This window comes from Microcella sp., from assembly GCF_025808395.1.
In the GTDB taxonomy this organism is placed as follows: Bacteria; Actinomycetota; Actinomycetes; order Actinomycetales; family Microbacteriaceae; genus Microcella.
Genome location: NZ_CP075524.1, coordinates 202,015 through 226,173, shown reverse-complemented (window position 1 = coordinate 226,173; position 24,159 = coordinate 202,015). Strand labels below are relative to the sequence as shown.

Here is a 24,159-nt window from a genome sequence, read left to right as displayed (position 1 = left end):
CGTCGGGCGACGCGCTGATCAGCCGACGCGAGCCGCCTGCTCCGCGCGCACTGCGCGAAAAAGCGACGCCTGATCACGAGCGTCATCTAGTGCATTATGCGTCAAGTCGACGGTCACTCCATAGTGTTCGGCGACATGAACCATGGCCGTCTTCGACCAGGGCTCACCCGTGACGCCCATGTAATAGGCCTTGATGTCGAGCGCCGAGTGCCCGAACGGGTTGCGGCCGAGGTACCGGTCGAAGTAGTCACAGACGAACATCCAGTCGAATGCGGCGTTGAAGCCGACCATCACCGCCCTGCTGCCCTCGGGCGTGACCGACTCGATCCAGTCGGCGAACTGCTGCATCGCGGCCTGCGGTTCGGTTCCGGATGCTCGCAATCCTTCGAGCGTGAACCCACCCACTGTCATCGCCCGCTCGTCGACGGCCTCGCGATCTGGTCGAAGTTCTGCGTAGAAGCGGTCGGGGGCCTCGCTCGAGGGCTCATCGACGAGGCACGCCCCGATCGACAGCATCGCGTAACTGCTCGGGCTCGGCCCCGCCGCCTCGATGTCGACACTGATGAGGGTGACGCGGTCGTCGCGCAGTGAGGGCATGCGGCAATTCTGCCGTGTTGCGGGCTCAGTCGAAGACGCTGCGGCTCGTCGCCGTCACCTGCAACGGGATGCCCTGCGGCACGAACACGCTCAGCACGGGCGGCGCCCACACAGCGGCGAGGGTCACGCGCGCGCTCAGGCCGTCGGGCGTCGTCGCCGCGACGAGCTGCAGGCCCTCGAGCCGGGTCACCGGCGCCTGCACGAGGTAGTCGGCAGCAGCCGCCGCCACCTCGGCATCGGTGAGGCGCGGGCGCAGCACTCCCTCGGGCGTGAGTCTCACCGACGCCAGGTCGAAGGACTCGGCACCGGCGAGCGCGGCGCCGTCAGCCAGGGTGAAGAGCCTCGTGCGCTCGAGGTACAGCGAGGTCGCGGCGCTCACAAGCAGCACGACCGCGAGCGCGAGCGCCCCGAAGCCCGCGATGAGGGGAAGGATCGAACCGCGGTCGTCGTGCGGGTCGAGGCGGAGCATCCTGTTCGCAGTCGTCATCGGGCGCCCCAGAAACGCGACACTTGCTGCGTGGCGCTCGCCTCGACGGGCACCGCGAGCGGCACCCGCAGATCGAAGATCGGCGGCACGAGCGGCAGCGGCACCCGCACCGCCACATCGACGGTGACCCAGCCGCGACGCGTGTGGCACTGCCCGGGGTTGGGGGCGCAGCTGATGCTGAGGGCGACGCTGCTCGGGTCGAGCCCGTGGTCGGCGAGCGCGAGGTCGAGGGCGCGCTGAGCGGCCGCGCTTCCGGCCGCATGGCTGGGCGCTTGCACGAACACGCGCGCTGCCTGCCGCGCCGCCCCCTCGGTCGCGAGTGCCGCCGACTGGATCGTGCCGAGCGTCAAGATCAAGTACACGAGCGGGATGAGCATGAGCATGCCTGCCGTGATGAACTCGAGCGAGGCCGAGCCCCGGTCAGAGCATCCATCGATGCGCGCTGATTCAGCGGAGGGGGCTGCGTCACCGAAGAGGCTCAAGGGCGGCACGGCCGCTCACCTCCAGGGTGTTGTCGATGCCGATCATGCCGATGAGCGGCAGCGGTGAGCGCACGGTGACGATGACGACCGGATGCCCGCCGAACGACCCCATGCCCGCCGAGATGCTCTGCGCATAGCTCTCGCCCAGCGCCGCGGTGATGAGTTCGCGGCTGCGCTCGATGCCGGCGGGCACGGAGCTGTCGGCGAGCGCCGCGAACCGCGCACCCTCGGCTGCCGCATCGATGAGGGTCGTGCGAATGTGCAGGGCGAACGCCACCTGCAGCACGCTCAGCGTCACGAGCGTGAGCAGCACTCCGACGAGCACGAACTCGACCGGAGCCGAGCCGCGGTCGTCGGTGAGCCGCGCGACGGTGGGGTGCGGGGTGCGGCGGGCGAGCATCCGGTGACGCATCGAAGCCTGCCGCCTAGAACCCGACGCTCATCAGAAACCGGTGACGCGATCGATCGCCTGCTGGAAGACGCCCTGCAGTGCGGGGCCCGCGAGCGCCCAGATCAGGATGACCAGGCCAGCCGTCATGAGGGTGATGAGCACCCAGCCGGGCACGTCGCCGCGGTCGTCGTCTGCCGTGGTCGCGAAGTGGAGGAATCTGCGCATGCGCGCGATTCTGGCGCGGGTGGGCGCCGTGCGTCGCGGGCTCTCCACAGCGTGCGCGCTCAGGCCGTGTCCGTTCACCCCGGAGAACTGCGCGACACGCCGGTGCGCGCGGGGCGACACGCCGCACGTGCGCCGGTTCACCGGGGCGAAGCGACACACCGCACCCGGCCACCGAGGTCGCCAAGCGTGCGCGCGCGAGGCATGCTTGAGTCGTGACCGACACTCGAGCACCCGCGACCGTGTCGCTCGAGCGCTTGCGCGCCTCACTCGCCGACGTCGGCCTCACCCTGCACCTCGACGGCATCGTCGAGCAGCGCGAGGCCGCTGCCGCGGCTGTGCGGCAGATCGACGACTACATCCGCCCGAGGCTCGCCGACCTCGACGCGCCCCTGCTGGCCGTGGTGGGCGGCTCGACGGGGTCAGGCAAGTCGACCATCGTCAACGCGCTGCTCGGGGTCGCGACGACCCGCGTCGGCGTGATTCGCCCGACGACGCGTCAGCCGATTCTCGTGCACTCCCCCGTGGATGCCGGCTGGTTCGCGAGCGACCGCATCTTGCCCGGGCTCGCCCGCGTGCGCGGCCGGGTGAGCGCGCCCGGCACGCCCGCGAGCGCTTCGGGCGACACTCCAGAAGCCGCGCGCATCAGCGAGCTCATGCTGCTCGAGCACGAGAAAGTTCCGCGCTCGCTCGCGATCATCGACGCTCCCGACATCGACTCGGTCGCCGACGAGAACCGCGCCCTCGCCGCCCAACTGCTCGCCGCTGCCGACCTGTGGCTCTTCGTCACGACCGCCAACCGGTATGCCGACGCTGTGCCGTGGCGGCTGCTCGAAGGCGCCGCGGCGCGGTCGATCACGGTCGGGGTCGTGCTCAACCGGGTGCCGCCCGACGCGCTCGACGACGTGCTGCCCGACCTGCGCACGATGCTCGCCGACCGCGGCCTGGCCGACGCACCGGTCTTCACCATCGACGAGCAGCCGCTCGACGAACTCGGCATGCTGCCAGCACACGCCGTCGACGGCCCGCGAGACTGGCTCGAGGGCATCGCCGGCGATCGCGCCGCCCGCGCCCGCATCGCCGCGCGCACCCTGAGCGGTGCCATCACCGACCTCGACGCACGCGTGGCCCGCATCGCGGATGCTCGCCGACAGCAGCTCGACTGGCTCGACGGTGCCGAACTCGCCGCCGACGCGCACTACCAAGCCGCGATCGACGCGGTCGACGCCGCGACGAGCGACGGTGCGTTGCTGCGCGGAGAGGTGCTCGCGCGGTGGCAAGACTTCGTGGGAACATCCGACTTCTTTCGAAAATTCGAGTCGTGGTTCTCGCGCACGCGCGACAGCGTGACGGCGTGGGTCACCGGCAAGCCGAGCCCCGTGATCGAGGTCGAGACCCAGATCGAGACGGGCCTGCAGGCGGTCATCATCGATCAGGCCGGGCGTGCAGCGGCCGCCGCCTGGGCCGACCTCGAACGCAGCGGGCCGGGGCGGATGGTCGCCGAGCTGAACCCGCACCTCGCCGCCGAGAGCCCCGAGCTGCGCGACAAGGCCTCGGCCATGATTCACGAGTGGCAGGGCGCGCTCATGCAGCTCATTCACGACAACGCTGGCAACAAGCGCATTCGAGCGCGCGTACTCTCGCTCGGGCTCAACGTCGTCACCGTCGCGCTCATGATCGTGGTCTTCGCCTCGACCGGCGGGCTCACGGGCGGAGAGCTCGCGATCGCGGGCGGCTCGGCCGTGGTCGGCCAGAAGCTGCTCGAGACGATCTTCGGCGAAGACGCCGTGCGCCGGCTCGCCGCAGAAGCCCGCAGTGATCTGCAACGACGGGTCGAGGCGCTCTTCGACGCTGAGGCCGACCGACTGAGCACCGCCCTCGAACCGCTGCGCTTCGGGTCATCACCTGAGGCGCTCAGGCGCGAGTCGCAGGCGCTGCTCGACGATGTGGCGCGAGCGGGGGCCGCCGAGTGAGTGCGGTGAGCATCCTGTGAGCGCGACCAAGCCCACACTCGACGAGCGGCTGGCCGCTCTGCGCACCGTGACCGAATCGGGTGCTGCGCGCATGCCGACCTCGATCGCCGACGAGGCGCAGTCGCTGCTGCAGCAGGCCGACGCCCGTCGGTCTCGGTCGCCCGAGCACATCGTCGTCGGCGTCTTTGGCGCGACCGGCTCGGGCAAGTCGAGCCTCGTCAACGCGCTCGTCGGCGACGAGGTGGCGAAGGCGCACGTGCGCAGGCCGACCACCTCGCAGGCACTCGCCGTCACGTGGGACTCGGCCGGGGCCGCCGAACTGCTCGACTGGCTGCAGATTCGCGAACGCGTCGAGCGCACTGAGCCGATCGACCCGCGCGCGGGCAAGCTCGTGCTCGTCGACCTTCCTGACGTCGACTCGATCGAGGCAGGCAATCGGGCGATCGCCGAACGCTTGGCCGGCCAGGTGGATGCCCTGCTCTGGGTCGTCGACCCGCAGAAGTATGCCGACGACGTGCTGCACGCCCAGTTCATCGCGCCGCACGCTCGGCACGCGGCGGTCACGCTCGTCGTGCTCAACCAGGTGGATCTGCTCGCGACTGCAGACCGGGCATCCGTCGTCGCATCGTTGCAGGCGATCGTGTCGCGCGACGGCCTGCCCCGTGCCCGCGTTCTGCCGGTGAGTGCGCGCACGCTCGACGGCGTCGACGCCCTGCGAGCTGCGATCGGCGACCTCGCCGCGTCGAAGGCCGTTCGCGATGCCCGCCTCACCGCCGACGTGCAGACCCTTGCCGAGCGCATCGACGACCCGGGGGCGGCGGCTCGCCTCGACGCTCGTGCGGCTGCTCGTCTGCGAGACGAGATCGGCACCGCAGCGGGAGTCGAGGTCGTCGCCGCCGCCGTCGCCAGCTCATACCGCAAGCGTGCTGGGCAAGTCACCGGATGGCCGCTCGTCTCATGGATCGGCCGGCTGCGTGCCGACCCACTCACGCGATTGGGGCTCGGGCCTCGGCGTCGGGGGGCTGACCCCGACGTGCACCGCACGAGCATGCCCCTGCTCAGCGCTGGTGCTCAGGCTCGCCTGTCGCTCGCCGTTCGCACGTTCGCCGACACCGCGGCCTCTGATCTCACCGGACCGTGGAAGGCCGCCGTGCGCACCGCCGCTGACGGCGCGCTCGACCGGCTGCCCGCCGACCTCGATCTCGCGATCGCGCGCACTCCCCTGCCCGCGAAGGGCTCGTGGTGGTGGGCGTTGGTGGGCATCGTGCAGTGGTTCGCTCTGCTGACGGGCGTGGTGGGCGCGCTGTGGCTCGTCGGCGCCTCACTGCTCCCGACGTTCGGGATGCCCGCTCTGCTCATTCCGCAAGTCGAGTCTGGCCCGCTCGAGGGCTGGGCTGTTCCCACGCTGCTGATCATCGCGGCCGTGCTCGTCGGAGTGCTGCTCGGGCTCATCTCGGCCGCGCTGAGCGCCCTGACAGCTGGCGCGCGCCGGCGTCGCACGCGCCGACGCCTGCTCGCCTCGATCGACGAAGTCGTTCAGCGCGATGTCGTCGCACCCGTCGCGGTCGAGCTCGACCGCGCACGTGCGGTGAGCGCTGCGCTCGCGGTCGCTCGGCGCTGAGCGGGCATCCATCGTCGGTCGTCCCTTCGATTTTGTGTAACCATGATGTTACGCTTTTCGAGTGGACCCCTTCGCGGCACTAGCCGACGAGACACGACGGCGACTGCTCGTCGCCATCGCGAGTGCGCCCCGCACGGCGGGCGCACTCGCCACGACCGAGCCCATCTCTCGCCCCGCAATTAGTCGGCATCTGAGGGTGCTGCGCGAGGAAGGGCTCGTGCGCGTCACGACCGTCGGTCGCACGCGCATCTACTCGATCGACCATGACGGCCTCGCCCCGGTGCAAGCGCTGCTCGACTCGATCACATCGGCAAGCGCGCCACCCGCGCCACAGCCGCCCATCGCGGTCGAGCGACTCGATGCCCTTGACCTCGAAATTCGACGCGCCGTTCGAGACCACCGCACCAGCAGCCCACGTGAGGAGACAGCATGACGACGCCAACCCCGACAGGAACCGTCGCAGAGGGTGATCGCGGGCCCGAAGTGCGCATTACTCGCAGGTTCGCAGCATCGATCGATGACGTCTGGGCCGCCGTCACCGAATCTGATCGACTCGAACGCTGGATCGGGCGGTGGGAGGGCGACCCCGCAAGCGGCCGACTGACGTTCTACATGACCGCTGAAGGCGACGATGTCGAAGGCGAAGAGTTCACGATCATCGACTGCGACCCTCCTCGACGGTTTGCCGCAGACACACGGGTAGGCGCTCAGACCTGGCACTTGCGGCTCGAGCTCGACGCCGCCGACGGCATCACGACTCTCGTCTTCTCGCAACTGCTGGGTGATGACGACATGGCGAATGTCGGCCCGGGGTGGGAGTACTACCTCGATCGCTTGGCCGCGGTGCTGCGCGGAGACGACGCCGCCGTAGTCGAGTGGAGTGACTACTACCCCGCGATGAGCGAGTACTACGCGGCACTGTCGGCGCAGTAAGTCACGCATAGAGCCAAGGTCGTCCAGGTGCAACCCCCTGGCGGCGCATGCATGCTCGCGACACCATGGGGCGATGAACGAGCAGAAGACACCGAAGCAACCGACCGATCATCTGCCGCCGCTCGACGAACGCGAGGCCGACGACGAGCGCACGACCGACCAGTCATACCCGGGTGACGACTCCCAGGGCGCCGACCACCCCTCGGTCACCGATGCGACGGCCGCCGAGCCCGAGAAGCCAGCACGGCACGGTGTGGCGAAGCTGCCGCCCGGGCCGCACTGATCGACGCTGTACGACAACGCGAGCGACTTTGCAAGCCCTCGCGGTCTCGTCGCGCGCTCGACACAGTAGAAGCATGAGTGACGCATCAGAACCGAAGACGCCGGGAGACTTCGTGCCGTTGAGCGACGAGCGCGAGGACGAGGCCGGGGCCGGCCAGTCGTCTTCCAACGACGAGAACAACGACCCGTTGCACGGCGAGACGAACATTCCTCCTGCCCCACCCTGACCGACGGCGGCCTCGAGCACGGCAGACTCAGCGCCACAGCGCTGGGCCGGACGGTGAAGAGCACGGCAACGGGAGGAGAGCTCGAGGTGTGCGGGCCTCGCACACCTCGCTTGCGAATCTGGCGGTGATGAAGGATGCTCGTGAGCGGCCTCGCGCACCAGCGCGCTAACCCGACGGCCAGCAAGGAACCCCGTGGACACGAGAACGGCGACTGGCCTGATCTTCATCGGCGTTCTCGTCGTACTTGGGGCCATCCTCGTTGTTCGTGCGAGAGCACTGCGCGAGAAGGAGTACCGCTCCTGGCTCGACTCTTATCACGCCGCGACAGCACAGCCCGAAACCGACCCCGCCCGCCTTCGCGAACGGTGGACAGCTGAGCTTCGTGCACGAAACGCGCCCCGCCGCACAGTTGCCTTTGCGCAGAACCACACCCTTGTCGCTGCCACTGGCGGCGGCGGCGTGCAGCCTCCGCCGCCAATCATCGAGCCTCGCACAAACACTCTGGCGCTACTGTCTTTCATCTTCTGTCTGCTCGGTGGCCTGCTGGGTATCGTCTTCGGACACATTGCGCTCGCGCAGATCCGACGGACTGGAGAAAACGGTCGAGGGCTCGCGATTGCGGGGTTGGTGCTCGGCTACAGCTGGTTGGGCTTCTTTCTTGCCTTCTTCATCGTGACTCTGGCCATCACCATCATGCGTTGAACCGCAGCCGAGAGTTAGAACCCGAGCTGCAGCACCATGAGCCCCGGCCACACGGCGAAGAGCACCGTCACGGGCAGGATGAGGAACACAAGGGGGACGAGCATCGCGACCTCTCGGGTGCCGGCGGCTTCGAGCAGGCGCCGCTTCGACTCGTCGCGCGCGTCGAGGGCGTGGGCGCGCAGCACGTCGGCGAGCGGGGTTCCGCGGTCGAGGGCGGCGAGGATCTGATCGACCAGGCGGCCGACCGCCGCGATCTCGAGGCCGTCGCGCAACTCGGCGAGCGCCGCCGCGAACGGATGACCGGCCGCGGCTCGGCGCACGACGTGCTCGATCTCTCTGGCCAGTTCGCCTGAGCCGGTGCGGGCGACGCGACGCAGGGCATCCAATATGCTCTCGCCCGCCGCGACGCTCAGTGCGAGAAACTCGACCACCGTCGGAAACTCCTCGGCGATGCGCGCCGCGCGTCGGCGGGCGGCATGGGCGAGCAGGGCATCCGCCGCCGCGATGCCACCCACGGCACCCGCGACCATCGCGACGACCGCCACCGGCACGAACGGCGCATCGTTGCGAGCCGCGGCGATCGCGAGCACGATGCCGAGCGCGGCCCCGATGAGCGCGGCGAAGAGCTGCCGCGTGCGGTGCCCGGCGACGGTGAGCGCCGAGCCCGACTGGCGCAGCCTCACGCGAATGACGTCTTCACCGCCGACGAGTGTGCCGAGCAGGCGTTGTGCCCACTCGACGACCGGTGCAGCGAGGGCTCCGAACACCGGCAGCGGATCTGAGCGGCGGCCAGCCGTCATCGCGCGAGCCTCGGGCGAGACGTCGACCAGGTAGGGGGCGAGGCGGTTCACCAGGCGCGGGCGACCGAGCCGTGGCATCGTCGAGACGATCACCCAGAGCCCGACACCCAGCGTGAGACCGGCGAGCGCCCCGGCGGCGAACAACGGCGTCATCGAAACCACCGGCCCTCTTCGGGCAGTCGCCCGAGCGCGATCATGAGCCGGTAGGCCACGAGGGTCGCGGCGAGCCCGCCCGCGACGAGCACGGCGCCGCCCGCCGTGTTGTAGGCGGCGGCCGCTTCGGGCCTCGTGCTCAGCATGAGCAGCACCACCCATGGTGCGACCACTCCGAGACGAGCGGCGGTGCGCACCCACGACTGCCGCGCGTCGACCTCTGATCGCACCGCCGCATCGGCGCGCAGGTAGTGCGACAGCGAGCGCAGCACGCTCGGCATCTCGGTGCCACCGACCTCGCGCGCCATGCGCACCGTCTCGATGATGCGGTCGGCGACCGGGTCGGCGAGGGTCGACTTGAGTGTGTCGAGGCACTCGGTGAATTGTGCCGAGCGCAGGTAGTCGCGGCGGAACTCGCGAAACGCGGGCCGCACCGCATCGGGCGCAGCGTCGGCGAGCGCCGCCACCGCCTGCGGCAGGCTCAGCCCCGCGCGCACCCCCGAGAGCAAATGATCGACGACATCGGGCCAGACGGCGCGCAGGGCTCGTCGCCGCGTGGCAGCGCGACTGCGCAGCACCAGCACCGGCACTGCCGCCGCCACGACCGCCGCGATCGGAGCGAGCGCGACGACGGGCACGATGATGAGCGACACTGCTCCCCCGGCAAGACCCGCCATCAGGATGATCGCCACGAGCACCACGGGTGACACACTGCTGACTCCCGCACGGGCGAGCAGCTCGGCGAGCGGGGCCAGCGCGTCGCGGCGAGTATCTGCGGGCCGCTCTCGACGCGGCCACAGCCACGGAGACGCGACGAGCAGCACACCCGCGGCGAGCAGCAGTGCAGCGAGCAGGGTCATGCGCGTGAGCCCTCGTGCGCCGGGGCTGCCGCGGGAGCCTCGGGGCGCAGCAGCATGGCGGGGTCGAAACCCGCGCCGGTGAACCGTTCGGCGCGCGCCGGCAGAACTCCGGTGGGGGCGAGAGCTCCGTCGAGCATCCCGAACAACGTGTCTGCCTCGATCACTGCCTCGACGACGGCGCCCGTAGGCGCAACGATCTCTGCGATGCGGCGCCGGCCGCCCTTCACGAGTTCGCAGTGCACGACGAGGTCGATCGCGCTCGCGACCGTCGGCACGACGAAGCCCGAGTCGATGTTGCGGCCCGCCAGCAGGGGCAGAGTCGACAGCTTCACCAGGGCATCGCGCGCACTGTTCGCGTGGATCGAGCACATGCCCGGCAGCCCCGAGTTGAGCGCGATAAGCAGGTCGAGCGACTCGGCCTCGCGCACTTCGCCGACCACGAGCCGGTCGGGGCGCATGCGCAGCGCCTCTTTGATGAGGCGCCGCAGGGTGATCTCGCCCGTGCCCTCGAGGTTGGGCGTGCGGCACTGCATCGCGACCACATCTCGCGCGCCCAGGTTGAGCTCAAAAGTCTCTTCGACCGTCACGACGCGGTCGGCGGGTCGCGCGCTCGCGAGCATCGCGCCCAACAGGGTCGTCTTGCCCGAGTGCGTCGCGCCGCTCACCAAGATGTTGCAGCCGGCGAGCACGCTCATGCGCAGAAACTCCGCGGCCCGTGGCGGCAGCGAGCCCAGTTCGACGAGCCGCTCGAGACTGCCGATGCGCTGCGAGAACTTGCGCACGTTGACGGCCCAGTGCCGTCGAGTCACATCGGGAATGACCACGTGCAGCCGCGACCCGTCGGGCAGACTCGCGTCGACGAAGGGGCTGCTCAGGTCGACGCGCCTGCCCGTGCTCTGCAGCATGCGCTCGACGAGGGTGCGCACCTGGTCGTCGGTGAGGTGAGCATCCACTCGTTCGGTGACGCCCGCCCGCGCGATGAAGACGGCGTCGGGGGCGTTGATCCAGATCTCCTCCACCTCGGGGTCGTCGAAGTAGGGCTGGAGCGGCCCATACCCGGTGAGATCGGCCAGCACGTGGCCGAGGGCGGCCTGCTCGTCGGGCAGCGGGGGCAAGGTGCCGGCGAGCGACCGCTCGGCGTAGGCCCGCAGCTCGTCGCGCACCAGACGCTCGGCCACGGTCGGGTCAGCGCTCAAGTCGAGCCGCTCTGTGCGCACCCGCTCGCGCACGCGCTCGGTGATCACACTGACGGCGGAGGGCATGCGCGCCATTCTGCTGAGCGGGCGCGCTCGGTGTGCGCGGCTCTCCACAAGCCGGGGGCGGTGGATGCTCGAGTCGCGCACCTCGGCGTGCTGGTCGCACGGCTCGGGTGGCCGAGTGGTGCGGCTGACGCGCTTCGCGACGGCAAACGTGCCACGGCGGGCGTCTATCGGTCACTCGTTGCAGACACCCCTCGGGCTTGACGCAACAACTGACCGATCGACGCGGTCGAGTGCAGCTGCGCGGGTGCACAGGGTGCACGGATGGCACGAGAGCGACGCACGTGCCGCGCACCGCAGGGTGGTGGGCAGCTCGGCCATTGCCCGTCAGCCGCGAGCCTTCAGGCAACCGCAGGCGCGACGTCACGCAGCCTCCACCGTCGCGGAGGCCTCCACCCTCCCTCGCGCAGTCGTCGAGCGATGCGACTCAGCACCTCGCGGGGGTCGCCGAGCACGTCGTCTCGAGTCGCCCGCACCGTGCGCCACCCCTCGTCGGCGTAGCGCTCGAACCGGCGCACATCGGTCGTGAATCGTCGGCGCGAGGTGCGGTGCTCGTCGCCCTCGTACTCGACGAGCACCCCGAACTGCGGCCACGCGAGGTCAGCCTCAGCCGCCCAGCTCTCGGGCGAGCGCTCGGTCGACTGCACCAGATGCGCGACCACCGGCTCGGGCAGCCCCGCGCTCGCGATTATGAGCCGCAGCAGCGTCTCGGCCCTCGAGCGTACGCCCGCGCGACGCAGCGGCGCGGCGCGCGCGAGCCGTGCATGCCCCGGTCTGCGCTCGCCGTGCGTCAACGCCGCGAGCATCGGGTCGGGCCGCCCCTCGACCGTGACGCGCTGCAGCATCGCATCGGCGAGCGCCACCACATCGGGCAGTGCGAGCTGCGTCGCGCACGTCAGCAGGGTGAGCGGCTCATCGACGAGCGGCAGGGGCAACGGCTCTCGCGTGCTCGGCGCCACGACCAGTAGGTGCTCCACCTGGCTCTCGGCGAGCTCAATGCTGTGGCCGCGCACCCCCGCGATGCGCAGAGCGCGCCGCGGTCGCGGCACCGAGGCGTGCAACTCTGGCGCGAGCCGCAGCGCTCGAGGCAAGGGGAATCCGCGCACAAGGGCAGCCGTGCTGTGACTGATCGCGGAGCCATCGCCGAGCAACAACGACAAGGCGTGAGCCCGCTGCACAATGTCGTCGAGGTCAACCCCGTGCGTCGCCACCCCTCGGTGCGGATGCTCGACGTCGACGCGGCGGGTGCGCGCGTAGGGCATCCACCCGCCGGTGACGGATGCTCGCACCACCCATGCATCGTCGTCGACCTTTCGCGGCTCGGGTTGTCGAGTCATGCAGTGGAGGGTGTCAGCCCGCGACCTCGACCAGCTCTGCTGCTCTGCAACCCATCGATCGGGCAGTTGTTTAAGCGTGCTGGGGAGGAGGCCGCAACAACTGCCCGATCGACCTGCGAGGTGGCAGCTCACATGGGGAGGCACCGAGCAGGGTGGCACGCCGCGCGCGACGTCGCGCCACTCGCGCCAGACAACGCGTCGCGCCCTAGGCTGATCGGCAACTGCCGTGAGGGCAGCACCCCACGACGAGGAGGCGTGCATGCTCAACGCCGTGGCCGCCGGAGCCGTAGGGCTCGCCGCCGCGAGCTTTCTCGTCGTCGGCGCCGCCATCGGGTGGTTCGTGCGGGTGCCGGCCGCGGCCGTCGCCGGAGTCATGGCGTTCGGCGCGGGCGCGCTGATCTCGACGCTCGCGTTCGAGCTGGTCGCCGAAGCGCACGCCGTGGGCGGGCTGGTGCCGACCCTCGGCGGGTTTCTCGCCGGCGCCGTGGCCTACGTGCTCGCCGACCTCGCGCTCGCGCGTCGGGGGGCTCGCGCGCGCAAACGCTCCATCGCGCTGCAGAGCGAGCCTGGGGTGCACGCGGCACCGGCCGCGACCGCGAGCACCGGAGTCGGGTTGGCCGTCGCGATCGGAGCACTGCTCGACGGGGTGCCCGAGAGCCTCGTGCTGGGGTTGTCGATCGCGCAGGGTGGTGCGGTGAGCATCCCGATTCTGGTGGCGGTCGCCGTGTCGAATATTCCGGAAGGGCTCTCGAGCGCAGCGGGCATGAAGCACGAAGGGCGCAGCGCGCGATACGTGTTCGGCGTCTGGGGCGGCATCGCACTCATCTCGGGAGTCGCCGCGATGCTCGGCTTCGTCGTGCTCGTCGGCGCGGGGCCTGAGGTCGTCGCCGTGGTCACCACCATCGCCGCCGGGGGCATCATGGCGATGGTCGCGAACACGATGATTCCAGAAGCCTTCGCCGCCGACCGCTCGTTCACCGGGCTCTGGGCTGCGCTCGGTTTCGCGCTCGCGTTCGCGCTGCACCAGCTGGCGTGAGTCAGGCGGTGAGCGCCTCGCCCCGCGCGATGAGGTGCGCGATGAGGTCGGGCACCTCGTCGGCCGTGCGGCAGAACATCGCAGGCTTGAAGCAGATGCTCGTGTAACCCTGCTCGACCTGCCGGGGCAGCGCTTCGAGCGCTTCGTCGATGTCGGCGATCGCATCCGGCCCGTCGAATCGGCCCCGGATGCCCCCCACGAGTTCGAGCTCACTCATCGATCTGCCGGCTTCGGTCATCGCCCGCTCGAGCGTGCCGAGGTCATCGGCGGTGAGCGTGCCGAACGGGTTGAGGCCGGAGCCGTACTGCACGATGCGGCGCACGAGCGGAGGGTGCATGCCCTGTCCGCCGAACCAGAGTGGCGGGCCGCCCGGCCGGAACGGCCCCGGCTCGAGCCACACGTCGTCGAACCGGTAGACCTCTCCCTCGTGCCGCACGGGCGACTCGCGCCAGGCGCGCGTCACCACCTCGAGCTGCTCGTCGAGCATCGCCCCGCGGCGCGAGAAGGGCACCCCGAGCGCCGCGTACTCGTCCTCATGCCAGCTCACCGTCGGCAGCACGACGAGCCGGCCCTGCGACAGCAGGTCGAGCGTGCCGAGGTCTTTCGCGAGCTGCAGCGGGTGCCGCAGCGGAAAGATGATCGCCCCGGCCACGAGCCGTAGCGCCGTCGTCGCCTGCGCAATGGCCGACAGCAGCACGATCGAACTCGGCCACGCGGTCGCCGGGTCTTGATTGCCGGGGGCGGCGTAGTCGCGCAGGTTCGCCATGACGCCGTTCGCGCCGGCTGACGGGCCGAGGGCGATGTGGTCGCTCAGCATGACGGCATCGACGCCGCAGCGTTCGGCGGTGACGGCGAGCTCGACGAGCCCTGCGAGGTCGCGCGAGTCGACGATCGCGTCGTTCTCGGTCAAGACCATGACCCACCGGATGCTCACGCGGTGCCTCCTCGCACGCTCTGGTCGTTCGCCCACGAACAATCTGCGTCACACGCTAGCGCACACCGCTCGGCGTGCGGAGAGCATCCAGATTCGTCGCAGATCGGCACCCGATCTGCCCCTGAGCGCCTTTTTGCGCCAGATCTGGCACAAATCGGCGAAGAGATCCGCTGCCGAGCGGCCACCACAGCGCCCGGCAGCGGAAACTGAAGTGAAGGGCTACGCCTTCGGCACGAAGGTGTACTTCGTGGTGAGGTATTCGTCGATGCCCTCGAACGAGCCCTCGCGGCCGATGCCCGACTGCTTGACGCCGCCGAAGGGCGCCGCGGCGTTGGAGATGACGCCCGCGTTGAGACCCATCATGCCCGTCTCGAGCGCCGAGATCATGCGCATTCCGCGGGCGAGATCCTGTGTGTAGACGTAGGAGATGAGCCCGTACTCGGTCGCGTTGGCAAGCTCGACGGCCTCGTCTTCGGTGTCGAAGGGAACGATCGCGAGCACCGGGCCGAAGATCTCTTCGGTGAGCAGCCGCGTGCCGGCGACGACTCCCGTGAGAACTGTCGCGGGGTAGAAGTGCCCGGCCCCGTCGGGAATCGCGCCGCCCGTCGTGACGGTCGCACCGCGAGACACGGCGTCTTCCACCAGCTCGTGCGAGCCCTTCACCGCGTTGTCGTCGACGAGGGGGCCGATCTGCACGCCGTCGTCGGTGCCGCGGCCCATCTTCATGGCGGCGACGCGCTCGGTGACGCGACGGCTGAACTCGTCCACGACATCGCGCTGCACGAGGATGCGGTTCGCCGCGGTGCACGCCTGCCCGATGTTGCGGAACTTCGCGAGCATGACGCCGTCGACAGCCTTGTCGAGGTCGGCGTCGCCGAAGACGACGAAGGGTGCGTTGCCGCCGAGCTCCATCGAGGTGCGCAGAATGCCGTCGGCGGCCTGCTTCATGAGCACGCGGCCCACCTCGGTCGAGCCCGTGAAGCTGAGCTTGCGCAAGCGCGGGTCGGCGATGATCTCGGCCGAGAGCGCGCCTGACTTCGCCGTCGTGACGACGTTCACGACCCCGGCAGGCAAGCCGGCATCTTCGAGCGTCTTGACGAAGTACATCGTCGTGAGCGGGGTGAGCGCGGCCGGCTTGATGATCGAGGTGCAGCCCGCGGCGAGCGCGGGTGCGATCTTGCGCGTGGCCATGGCGAGCGGAAAGTTCCAGGGCGTGATCAAGAACGACGGCCCGACGGGGGCGTGCGAGACCACGATGTGTCCCGTGCCCTCGGGGTTCTCGCCGAAGCGGCCCGTGATGCGCACAGCCTCTTCGCTGAACCAGCGCAAGAACTCGGCGCCGTAGGTCACTTCGCCGCGCGACTCGGCGAGCGGCTTGCCCATCTCGAGCGTCATGAGCAGCGCGAACTCGTCGGCGCGCTCGATGACGAGCTCCCAGGCCTTGCGCAGCAGCTCTCCGCGCGCGCGGGGGGCCGTGGCGGCCCAGCTCGCCTGGGCGCTCGCTGCAGCATCCATCGCCTTCTTGCCGTCGGCGACCGAGGCGCTCGCGATCTCGGCGAGAACGGTGCCGTTCGACGGGTCGGTGACGGTCATGGTCGCGCCACCCTCGGCGTCGATCCAGGCGCCGTCGATGAAGAGGCCGCGAGGAACCTTCGCGAGCAGTTCGGCTTCGGTGATCATGTGAGTCCTTGAGTTGGTGGTGGCGGGTGAGACTTAGTTGGCTTCGAGGGCTTCGCCGATGACACGGATGCCCTCGCGCAGCAGCCCGTCACTGATCGACAGCGGCGGCAGAAGCCTGATCACGTTGCCGTCGGTGCCGCAGGTGAGCACGACGACCCCGTTCACGTGGCAGTGCTTGGCGACGGCGTTCGTGAGCGCAGCATCCGGAGCCCCGTTCTCGTCGACGAGCTCGATCGCCATCATGGCGCCGCGCCCGCGAATGTCGCCGATGCGGCCGTCGCGCGCCTGCAGCGTCGTCAACTCGTCGACGATGATCGCCTCGAGTTCACGTGCGCGACCGAGCAGATCCAGCTCGTCGTAGGCGCGCAGTGCGCCGAGCGCCGCAGCGGTGGCGATGGGGTTGCCGCCGTAGGTGCCGCCGAGCCCGCCAGCGTGGGGGGCATCCATGATCTCGGCCTTGCCGGTGACGGCCGCGAGCGGAAGGCCGCCCGCGATGCCCTTCGCCATCGTAATGAGGTCGGGAACGATGCCCTCATGCTCGCTCGCGAACATCGCGCCCGTGCGTGCGAATCCGGTCTGCACTTCGTCGGCGATGAAGACCACGTTGTTCTCGTTGGCCCACGCCTGCAACGCGGGGAGGAAGCCCGGCGCCGGCACGACGAAGCCACCCTCGCCCTGAATGGGTTCGATGATGATGGCGGCGAGGCGGTCGGCGCCGATCTGCTTCTCGATCGTGTGGATGGCGCGCGCCGCCGCTTCTGCCCCGCTGAGGCCGTCACGGTAGGGGTATGACATGGGTGCGCGGTAGACGTCGGGCGCGAAGGGGCCAAAGCCTGCCTTGTACGGCATGGCCTTGGCGGTGAGCGCCATCGTGAGGTTGGTGCGGCCGTGGTAGCCGTGATCGAACGCGACGACGGCCGACTTGCCGGTGAAGTAGCGGGCGATCTTGATGGCGTTCTCGACGGCCTCGGCGCCCGAGTTGAAGAGTGCGGTGCGCTTGGCTTGGTCGCCCGGGGTGAGGCGGTTGAGGGCCTCGGCCACCTCGACGTAGCCGTCGTAGGGTGTCACGGTGAAGCACGTGTGCGTGAAGCGCTGCACCTGCTCGATGACGGCGGCGGTCACGTGCGGGTCTGCGTTGCCGACATTGGTGACGGCGATGCCTGAGCCGAGGTCGATGAGGCTGTTGCCGTCGACGTCGACGATGACGCCGCCGCCCGCAGCTGCCGCGTAGATCGGCATCATGGTGCCGACACCGGCCGAGACAGCGGCCTGCTTGCGGGCGATGAGGGCCTCGCTCTTCGGGCCCGGGATGCTCGTCACGAGCTTGCGCTCTTGCGGCAGGCTCGGCCCGCCGGCCGGGGTGGCGTGAGCCGAAGTGGGCGCGTCGGTCGTCATGGTCATGCAGTCAGGGTACGGGCGCGCTCGCTCGTGCGCGGTGTACGCGCTGTACATCGGCGTTGCCCGTGGCGTACTGTGCGTACAGGCTTGTCGTCGGCGCGTTCGTGCGGTCGGCGCCCGAGCCGGCCGGGTGGCATTCGCGCCCCCGGCAGACTCCCGAAGTGTAGGAACCCGCGATGCCTGTCACCCTCGACGCCGTGCTCGCTCGACGAGAGCTGCAGCTGCGACTCGTCTGGGCAGACGACGACGCCCGCGCACGAGCGTGGGGCTGGGTGCACTCGAGCGACCTCGTCGACCCCACCCCCTTTCTCTCACCCGGCGACGCGCTGCTCACCACAGGCACCCAGTGGTCGAGCGACGACGACATCGCGCCGTGGGTCACTCGATTGGCCGCGGCAGGGGTACCGGCGATCGGATTCGGCACCGAAGTGATTCGCGACGGCACGCCCGACGCCCTCGAGGCGGCCTGCGCGGCGCACGGGGTCGCCCTGCTCGAAGTGCCATACCGAACGCCGTTCATCGCCGTCGCCCGCGCCGTCGCCGACCTCGAGACCGAAGAACGCTACGCGCGCGTGCGCTGGACGCTCGAGACGCAGCGCGCGATCGCCGTCGCCGCCCTGCGCCCCAGCGGCATCGCCGCGGTCGTCGCCGAGCTCGCTCGCCGCATCGGCGCCGAAGCAGGCATCGTCGACCCGAGCGGCAGCGTGCTCGGAACCCCGCCGCCGCACACCGTGCTCGACGAAGCACTCGGCATGCTGCGCGCAGGGCGACGCGCGGCCCGCGAGGTCGACGGCTGGAGCCTGCAGACCGTCGGAGCAGCCACCGCTCTCACTGGCGTGCTCGCCATCGGCCCCGGGTCGCTGCACGACGACGCCGAGCGCGCCGTCATCACGAGCGTCGTCGCACTCGCCGGCCTCGCAGGAGTCGCCGATCGGGATGCTCACGCCGCGTCAGCCGCCGACACCGCCGCGCGCCTCGCGGCCCTCAGGTCGGCCGTGCAGGCGGCACTCGTCGCCAGCGAGCCATCCCCCGCACTGGTTGCCGAGCCACTCGACCCCGACGACCCGGCAACGCTCGTGCAGCCGCTGCTCGAGCACGACGCAGCCACCGGCGACGAACTCGTCGAGACGCTCAGCACCTGGCTGCGCTGCGATGCAGTGGCAGAGGCGACGGCGCTGCGGTTGGGCATCCATCGCCACACCGTTCGTGCGCGCCTGCGGCGCGCTGCCGAGTTGCTCGACCGCGACCTCGAAGCGTTCTCGGCGCGGGCCGAGGTGTGGGCCGCGCTGCAGGCCGTCGGGCGCGCGTGACGTGAGCCCGCCCCCATGCGCGGCTACCGTCGATCGACCTCGGGGCGCGAGGGAATGCTGTCGTCGATGCGGCGCGCGGCACGCACACCAGATCGCACGGCACCTTCGACGCACGGCTGATCGGTCCAGTCACCAGCGAAGATGATCGGCCCGAGGTCAGGAAGCGCGTCGATGCGCGCGTAGTAGTTCGGATCGACGACCGGCACCGCATGCGACCACCGCACGACATGCACGATCTCGTGATCTCGCCACTCAAGGCGCTCGCCGCTCAGCGCCGATGCCTCAGAGAACATCGTGTCGAGCAGTTCTTCATCGTCGAGGGTGATGAGCTGATCACTCGACGCTGACGGAGCGCACAGCAAGGTCCACTCCCACCCGGTGGGAACCCGGCCCCATGCCGGGTCTCCGCCCTGACCGCGCTCGACCGTGGCCACGATCTCATTGGGAAAGACATGGATCGCGGAACGTGGAACCGGAACGGTCGAGTGTCGCGCGGCGTAGACCCGCACGTGGGGCACGTAGGGAACCTCTGCGAGTTGCTGGGGGGCGTCGGCAGCCAACAGCGTCGCGCAGACGGGTGCGGGAGCGGCCAGGACTACGGCATCGAAGCTACGGCGCTCTCCACCCACCTCGACCCAAGCCCTGGCCGCACCGGCACCCCCCGCGGCGGTGACCGTGGCGCCGTAATGCACCGTGAGTTCTGCGGCGAGATCGCGCCACGGTCGATCCATGCCTCGATCGACCTGGAAGAACGACCCGATCGACAGGCTGCGCAGCCAACTGCGCACGAGCGTGGCGTTCATCTGCTCGAGGCGAGCGAAGAACGGCCCTTCGAATGACGGCCGCACCACTCTCTCGAGCGGCCCACGCCCCATAGACGACAGGTTCTGAACAGCGGGTTGCGCGTCAAAGCGGCGATCGATTCGAAGGTTCGGTCGTTGTCGCATCACGAGCATCGCCATCCAGGCGAAGAAGCGAATCTTCTCGGGCCAGGTGATGAGCCGAGAGCCCAGAATCCGACCGATGGAGTTGGGAGACGGATATCGGTTTCCATCGAGAAGCAGATCGCCACCGCCCCGCAACCGCAGAGGCGTGAGGTGGTCGTCGAGCGCATTGTCGCGCAAGATCGACATCGCGGTCGGGTAGAAGTCGGTCAGCCACCCCGCCCCCGTGTCAAGCCAGTGCCCCTCGCCGAAGTGCACCGTGCGAGTTCGGCCGCCGGCGTGCTCGTGGCTCTCGAAGACTTCGACGTGGTGGCCCGCCAGAGCGAGCAGGTGTGCCGCTGTCACCCCGGCTGGCCCCGCGCCTACGACGGCAATCGACTTCATGGTGCTTCTCCGTTTCGATCGAGAATGGGGTGCTCTGATGCACGCTCGTGCGGGCGCAACTCATGGGGGGCCACCACCAGTGCTCGCCACCGGCGAGCCTCTTCGGCCGTGACGCCGCGAATTCCATCGGGCGCGGTGATCGCGACGCTCGCGGTCGCCGTTGCGCGAGCGATGAGCGAGGTAGTCGGTTCGTCATCGAGCAGGGCGTCGACGAGTCCGGCCAGGAAGGCGTCGCCAGAGCCGATTGTTGATCCGACACCGGCACCGAGCGAGATCGCAGCCTGATAGAGGCGCGAATGACCATCGTCGACCACTGAGCCGAGATGCTCGCGCTTGACGATCACCGTCGAGATGCCGTGTCGCTGACCGGCGGCAATGATCTCATCGACGTCGCTCGAGCCGAATAGGTGATCGCCTTCTAGTTCGTCGCAGCACAGCACGGTGGTGTTGCGGAGAAGTTCGACGAGGTCATCTGCCCACGGTCTCGAACGTCTGAGCGGGGGAAACTGGGGGTCGACGATGACGGGCAGTCGACGGGCGCGCGCGTGAGCAGCAACGGCTCCGAGGTGCGCCGACGCGTACTCGGGGTAGTGCAGCAGACCACTGATCACCACAGCAGACGGGCGATGTTCGTCGATGGCGCTGATCACGCGGTCAGAGGCAGGCCACGGGTCATAGGCACCAGCGCGAAAGACCATCGGTCGCTTTGCGTCGCCGAACATGCGCAGATACGCCGCGACCGAGGTCGGGCCGGCTGCAATCTCAATGTCTGCTGTATCGACGTCTGCGGCTGCCAACTGCCGCAGCAGCTCAGCACCGAGGTGGTCGTCTCCGACCGTCGATGTCAGGGCGACTGAACGCCCCAGCCCCAGAAGTGCGAGTGCGACGTAGCCGATGGAGCCAGCGGCGAGCATCCGCATCTCGACCGGCCCGGCCCAGGTGCTCAGTCGTTCTGGATCTGTCGGGGCATACCCCTCCATGACGATGTCGATTCCGACCGGTCCGAGGCAGAGCACAGAGTCGCGATCTTCGCCGCTCATCGGCGAAGCCGATCGAGTGAGACAGCGAGAACGAGAACCGCGCCCTGAACGATCTGCTGCACCGTGGAGTCGACCCCGAGCAGGATCAACCCGTTCGTGATGCTGGCGAGGAACACGCATGCGATGAAGGTGTTGATGATGCGGCCCCGGCCTCCATCAATGCTCACGCCCCCGAGAATGACTGCCGTGAGAACGGGGAACAGCGCATCTGAGCCCATATCGGCGCTCGCCCGTCCGACGCGCGAGGCGAGCAGCAGGCCCGCGAAACCTGCAAGCGCACCCGCCGCGAGAAAGGCAGTGACGCGCATGCGAGTCACATCGATGCCCGCTCTGAAAGCCGCCTGCGCGCTGTCACCTGTTGCATAGAGGTGAGCGCCCCAGCGTGTGTACTTCAAGACGTACCACGCGACCGCGTAGAGCACCACGGCGATGATGACGGGCACGGGCACACCAGCGACGAACCCTTGCGTGATGAACGACACCTCGGTCAAGCCCTCGCCGTAGATGGTCGTGCCTCGAGTGAACAGCAACGCAACCCCCGCACCAGCTCCCAGTGTTGCGAGCGTCGCTACGACCGAGGGAATTCGCAGCACGGTGATGAGCACAGCATTGACGGCGCCGAACGCAAGCCCCGAGGCGACCGCCGCCACGACGGCGAGTGGCAAACCCCCGCCCGCCACCAGCACAGAAGCGCCCGACACTCCCCCGATGGCGAGAGCCGACCCGAATGAGATGTCGAGTTCACCGAGAAGCATGACCATGGTCGTGCCGATGGCGACGATCGAGAAGATCGCGGCCTGCCGCAGCACGATCATGATGTTGTCGACGCTGGCGAACGTCGTGGTGGCGAAGCATAAGAACAGCACCCAGATGACGAACGCGATGATCGAACCGTGGGTGGCGAGCACCGAGATGATGCGGGCTCGTCGGGCCTTGGCAGCATCGACTCGGCCGTGGACGAGTGCGGCAGAGGGGGCAACGGTCATGATGTCTCCTGAGGGGTGAGGGTGACGTGCGTCATGCCCGAAGAGGGCACGTGAATGGTCAGTGTTGTTCGCTCGCCCTCGACTCTCAGGTCGGGCAACAGCGACTCTGCGCTCGAGTGCGCCTCGATTCGCGGCGGCGTCCTGCTGTCAAGAACCCCTTGACCCAGCTCGATCTCGACCGACCGCGGCCACCGTGAATCGCCAATCCATCCCGTGTCGAGGTTGCCGACCAAGATGTGCACCGCGCCACCGCTACGCCACGCACCGACGGTCACCGGGGCGTGCGTGGGTGGAACGGAGACTCGAAGGTGACTCGACCTCTCGGCGATGAGCGTGGCGACGGCCCGATACGGCTCGACCGAGCCGTACTGGTTTCGGGGAAACAGGGCGTTCGCCGGATCGTGCAGGTCGGGCGGCTGCCACATCCACACGCCGTTGACGCCCACGAGCAGTGGAGCTCCGCCAGCGGAGTACCTGACGTCGAGGTGGGTGGTGTCGGTCAGTGCATGATGTTCTGGCAAGTGGATCGACTCTGCAGGCGTGCTCGAGTCGAGCTGGTATCCGTCCGGTCGCAGTTCTGGGTCAACCGTCACTGCCAGATCGTGAAGCACGCCGGGCATGGCGTCGAATCGACCGACCGCGATCTCGGTGGCCGCCCCCTGGCACCGCTTCGTGGGTATCTGGTGGATCACCACCTCGGCTTCGTCTGCACCGTCGCCTGCCATCGACGCACTGAGCACTGGCGCACCCCACTTGAGCAGCATGCCGACGTGGTCTTCGATCCATTCGCTGACGTTCGACTGCGGAGCCTCGCGGTGCACCTGCTGCACGGCCGCGTGATCAACGATCATTCGCGGGCCCAAGACTGATTCGAGGTGCTCGACGCTCTCTTCGACGTCTTTCAGCGTCGAGGCCAGGAAGGTGACATCGGCATCTGGGAGCAACTCGCCCACAGGATTCGTCATCCACGAGATGTAGGTGCCGTCGGGCACGTGGAGCGAATTCCCACGAGCAACGGCAGCGTGATGAAACGCCCAGATCGCCCACTCGAGCTTGCCTGGCGTGCGATGAATCGTGTCCCACGGTTCCCAGCCATCCCACGTCTCGATGAGCGTGTAGTGCCGACAGGGTCGACCCGCGCGAGCAGTGTTGGCGTCATGCAGCTGGGCGGCATGGCCCAGCAGGTTGGCGAGCTGGAAGCTCCACCCCTTCCATTGCTGATCCCACCAGTCTTGCCAGGCCCCTCCCCAGGTTTGGTCGATCCAGACGTCGAGGTGACCATCGGCCACCACCGCATGCAGATCGACGCAGCCCACACGGTGTTCGGCCGTGTGGCTCACAGCACTCGAGTACGCCATGACGATCGCGCTCGGACGGGCTTGCTTGATTTGCCGCACGAGGTCGATCACGGCAGTCGTCCATGACTCGTTCTCTGCAGGGTCTGCATGCGCGCGCGTGCCGTATGGCCCCTTTCTGCTGTAGAGCAGGGGGCCCCAGAACCCGTCGCGCAAGTGGATGACATCGAGATCGCAGAACTCTGCCAAGGAAGCCCATTGGGCGGCGAGCAGCTCGGCGAAGCTCATGCCCGCAGCCACCCCGGAGGGGTGACTGGCATACGGGTAGTCGTCTGCCGCGAGCGGAACTCGCGGGTCGAGATCTGGCCCCGGCAAGAGAGACACATCGAGCGGATACAGCTCTGGATGTCGCTCTGACCACGCCGAGCGCAAGTCGTACAGCGTGGCTGTGTCGCGCGGCCACAAGACATGACCGAGCCCGGCGATGAAGATTCCCACTCGAACCCCGTCGATGCCGCGACGAACGAACGCGGCGCGCAGCTCGCGCACGAATACCGCGAAGTCTCGGTAGGTTCGATCGTGCCAATGGGCGTAGCGACGCGAGCGGAAGGGCAACGGTTGATCGCCGCTCCCCGTCCACTCCGTCACGATGTCAGCCAGCCATCCTGCGTTGAGAATGACCCCTCGGTCTCCCGACGCCCCCGAGAGCAGTGGCGAGCAGCGTTCTGCGAAGAGGTCGATGGCTTCGCCCCAGGGGGCGTTGCCGAACCAATCGAGATCGATCTCGATCCAACGGTCTCGTGGGGCGCCGGGAAGTGCCAAGGGT

Annotated in this window: 25 protein-coding genes; 9 read left to right on the top strand and 16 right to left on the bottom strand. The window is 69.0% G+C overall.

What is annotated here, in order from left to right:
• Positions 1-18: 18 nt before the first annotated feature.
• From KIT89_RS01155 to KIT89_RS01135, 5 genes are read right to left on the bottom strand one after another with little or no spacing between them, the layout of a single operon-like run.
• Positions 19-597 carry a 3'-5' exonuclease gene (locus KIT89_RS01155; RefSeq protein WP_297602635.1) on the bottom strand — a complete coding sequence of 193 codons (579 nt, stop codon included), beginning with the start codon at positions 595-597 and terminating at the stop codon, positions 19-21.
• Between the two features lie 25 nt (positions 598-622).
• Positions 623-1,084 carry a pilus assembly protein TadG-related protein gene (locus KIT89_RS01150; RefSeq protein WP_297602634.1) on the bottom strand — a complete coding sequence of 154 codons (462 nt, stop codon included), beginning with the start codon at positions 1,082-1,084 and terminating at the stop codon, positions 623-625.
• The gene (locus KIT89_RS01145; protein WP_297602633.1) at positions 1,081-1,575 is read right to left on the bottom strand and encodes a hypothetical protein; all 495 of its coding nucleotides are present in this window, start codon (positions 1,573-1,575) and stop codon (positions 1,081-1,083) included. Before KIT89_RS01145 ends, KIT89_RS01150 begins: the two co-directional genes overlap by 4 nt.
• Positions 1,550-1,966 (bottom strand): TadE/TadG family type IV pilus assembly protein, encoded by a 417-nt coding sequence (locus KIT89_RS01140; protein ID WP_297602632.1) that lies wholly within the window; start codon positions 1,964-1,966, stop codon positions 1,550-1,552. Before KIT89_RS01140 ends, KIT89_RS01145 begins: the two co-directional genes overlap by 26 nt.
• A gap of 42 nt (positions 1,967-2,008) precedes the next feature.
• Positions 2,009-2,182 carry a hypothetical protein gene (locus KIT89_RS01135; protein ID WP_297602631.1) on the bottom strand — a complete coding sequence of 58 codons (174 nt, stop codon included), beginning with the start codon at positions 2,180-2,182 and terminating at the stop codon, positions 2,009-2,011.
• A 212-nt stretch (positions 2,183-2,394) separates the two neighbouring features.
• On the opposite strand from KIT89_RS01135, the gene KIT89_RS01130 reads away from it, so the two are divergent.
• The 7 genes from KIT89_RS01130 to KIT89_RS01100 all read left to right on the top strand — a co-directional run bounded on the left by KIT89_RS01130 (position 2,395) and on the right by KIT89_RS01100 (position 7,917).
• On the top strand, positions 2,395-4,152 hold the full coding sequence (locus KIT89_RS01130; protein WP_297602630.1) for a dynamin family protein: 1,758 nt from the start codon (positions 2,395-2,397) through the stop codon (positions 4,150-4,152).
• Positions 4,153-4,168: 16 nt separating this feature from the next.
• Positions 4,169-5,773, top strand: coding sequence for a GTPase (locus KIT89_RS01125; protein ID WP_297602629.1), 1,605 nt, complete (start codon positions 4,169-4,171; stop codon positions 5,771-5,773).
• Positions 5,774-5,834: 61 nt separating this feature from the next.
• Entirely contained in the window at positions 5,835-6,206 is a 372-nt protein-coding gene (locus tag KIT89_RS01120; protein ID WP_297602628.1) for a helix-turn-helix transcriptional regulator, read from the top strand.
• Positions 6,203-6,706 carry an SRPBCC family protein gene (locus tag KIT89_RS01115; RefSeq protein ID WP_297602627.1) on the top strand — a complete coding sequence of 168 codons (504 nt, stop codon included), beginning with the start codon at positions 6,203-6,205 and terminating at the stop codon, positions 6,704-6,706. The genes KIT89_RS01120 and KIT89_RS01115 overlap by 4 nt, the downstream gene beginning before the upstream one ends.
• Positions 6,707-6,779: 73 nt before the next feature.
• Entirely contained in the window at positions 6,780-6,989 is a 210-nt protein-coding gene (locus tag KIT89_RS01110) for a hypothetical protein (protein ID WP_297602626.1), read from the top strand.
• 73 nt (positions 6,990-7,062) lie between these two features.
• Entirely contained in the window at positions 7,063-7,215 is a 153-nt protein-coding gene (locus KIT89_RS01105) for a hypothetical protein (protein WP_297602625.1), read from the top strand.
• Positions 7,216-7,407: 192 nt separating this feature from the next.
• Positions 7,408-7,917 carry a DUF4190 domain-containing protein gene (locus tag KIT89_RS01100; protein WP_297602624.1) on the top strand — a complete coding sequence of 170 codons (510 nt, stop codon included), beginning with the start codon at positions 7,408-7,410 and terminating at the stop codon, positions 7,915-7,917.
• 14 nt (positions 7,918-7,931) lie between these two features.
• Here KIT89_RS01100 and KIT89_RS01095 read toward each other — a convergent pair whose 3' ends face one another.
• The 4 genes from KIT89_RS01095 to KIT89_RS01080 all read right to left on the bottom strand — a co-directional run bounded on the left by KIT89_RS01095 (position 7,932) and on the right by KIT89_RS01080 (position 12,326).
• A complete protein-coding gene (locus KIT89_RS01095) occupies positions 7,932-8,870 on the bottom strand; it encodes a type II secretion system F family protein (protein ID WP_297603869.1) in 939 nt (312 codons plus the stop codon).
• Positions 8,867-9,730, bottom strand: coding sequence for a type II secretion system F family protein (locus KIT89_RS01090; RefSeq protein WP_297602623.1), 864 nt, complete (start codon positions 9,728-9,730; stop codon positions 8,867-8,869). The genes KIT89_RS01095 and KIT89_RS01090 overlap by 4 nt, the downstream gene beginning before the upstream one ends.
• A complete protein-coding gene (locus tag KIT89_RS01085) occupies positions 9,727-10,992 on the bottom strand; it encodes a CpaF family protein (protein ID WP_297602622.1) in 1,266 nt (421 codons plus the stop codon). Before KIT89_RS01085 ends, KIT89_RS01090 begins: the two co-directional genes overlap by 4 nt.
• Before the next feature lie 338 nt (positions 10,993-11,330).
• On the bottom strand, positions 11,331-12,326 hold the full coding sequence (locus tag KIT89_RS01080; protein ID WP_297602621.1) for a hypothetical protein: 996 nt from the start codon (positions 12,324-12,326) through the stop codon (positions 11,331-11,333).
• Positions 12,327-12,585: 259 nt separating this feature from the next.
• On the opposite strand from KIT89_RS01080, the gene KIT89_RS01075 reads away from it, so the two are divergent.
• Positions 12,586-13,362 (top strand): ZIP family zinc transporter, encoded by a 777-nt coding sequence (locus tag KIT89_RS01075; protein WP_297602620.1) that lies wholly within the window; start codon positions 12,586-12,588, stop codon positions 13,360-13,362.
• 1 nt (position 13,363) lies between these two features.
• On the opposite strand, the gene KIT89_RS01070 is transcribed toward KIT89_RS01075, so the two are convergent.
• The 3 genes from KIT89_RS01070 to gabT form a co-directional block, all read right to left on the bottom strand.
• Positions 13,364-14,296, bottom strand: coding sequence for a TIGR03619 family F420-dependent LLM class oxidoreductase (locus KIT89_RS01070; RefSeq protein WP_297602619.1), 933 nt, complete (start codon positions 14,294-14,296; stop codon positions 13,364-13,366).
• Between the two features lie 219 nt (positions 14,297-14,515).
• Complete coding sequence (locus tag KIT89_RS01065) at positions 14,516-15,976, bottom strand: NAD-dependent succinate-semialdehyde dehydrogenase (protein WP_297602618.1); 1,461 nt, start codon at positions 15,974-15,976, stop codon at positions 14,516-14,518.
• Between the two features lie 33 nt (positions 15,977-16,009).
• Positions 16,010-17,377, bottom strand: a complete 1,368-nt coding sequence (gene gabT / locus KIT89_RS01060; protein WP_297602617.1) for a 4-aminobutyrate--2-oxoglutarate transaminase — start codon at positions 17,375-17,377, stop codon at positions 16,010-16,012.
• A gap of 173 nt (positions 17,378-17,550) precedes the next feature.
• On the opposite strand from gabT, the gene KIT89_RS01055 reads away from it, so the two are divergent.
• Positions 17,551-18,684 (top strand): PucR family transcriptional regulator, encoded by a 1,134-nt coding sequence (locus KIT89_RS01055; protein WP_297602616.1) that lies wholly within the window; start codon positions 17,551-17,553, stop codon positions 18,682-18,684.
• 23 nt (positions 18,685-18,707) lie between these two features.
• On the opposite strand, the gene KIT89_RS01050 is transcribed toward KIT89_RS01055, so the two are convergent.
• The 4 genes from KIT89_RS01050 to KIT89_RS01035 are packed head-to-tail and all read right to left on the bottom strand — an operon-like array spanning position 18,708 to position 24,155.
• On the bottom strand, positions 18,708-20,012 hold the full coding sequence (locus KIT89_RS01050) for an FAD-dependent oxidoreductase (protein ID WP_297602615.1): 1,305 nt from the start codon (positions 20,010-20,012) through the stop codon (positions 18,708-18,710).
• Positions 20,009-21,052 carry a carbohydrate kinase family protein gene (locus KIT89_RS01045; protein WP_297602614.1) on the bottom strand — a complete coding sequence of 348 codons (1,044 nt, stop codon included), beginning with the start codon at positions 21,050-21,052 and terminating at the stop codon, positions 20,009-20,011. The genes KIT89_RS01050 and KIT89_RS01045 overlap by 4 nt, the downstream gene beginning before the upstream one ends.
• Complete coding sequence (locus KIT89_RS01040) at positions 21,049-22,038, bottom strand: ABC transporter permease (protein ID WP_297602613.1); 990 nt, start codon at positions 22,036-22,038, stop codon at positions 21,049-21,051. The genes KIT89_RS01045 and KIT89_RS01040 overlap by 4 nt, the downstream gene beginning before the upstream one ends.
• Positions 22,035-24,155 carry a hypothetical protein gene (locus KIT89_RS01035; protein WP_297602612.1) on the bottom strand — a complete coding sequence of 707 codons (2,121 nt, stop codon included), beginning with the start codon at positions 24,153-24,155 and terminating at the stop codon, positions 22,035-22,037. The genes KIT89_RS01040 and KIT89_RS01035 overlap by 4 nt, the downstream gene beginning before the upstream one ends.
• Between the last annotated feature and the right edge of the window lie 4 nt (positions 24,156-24,159).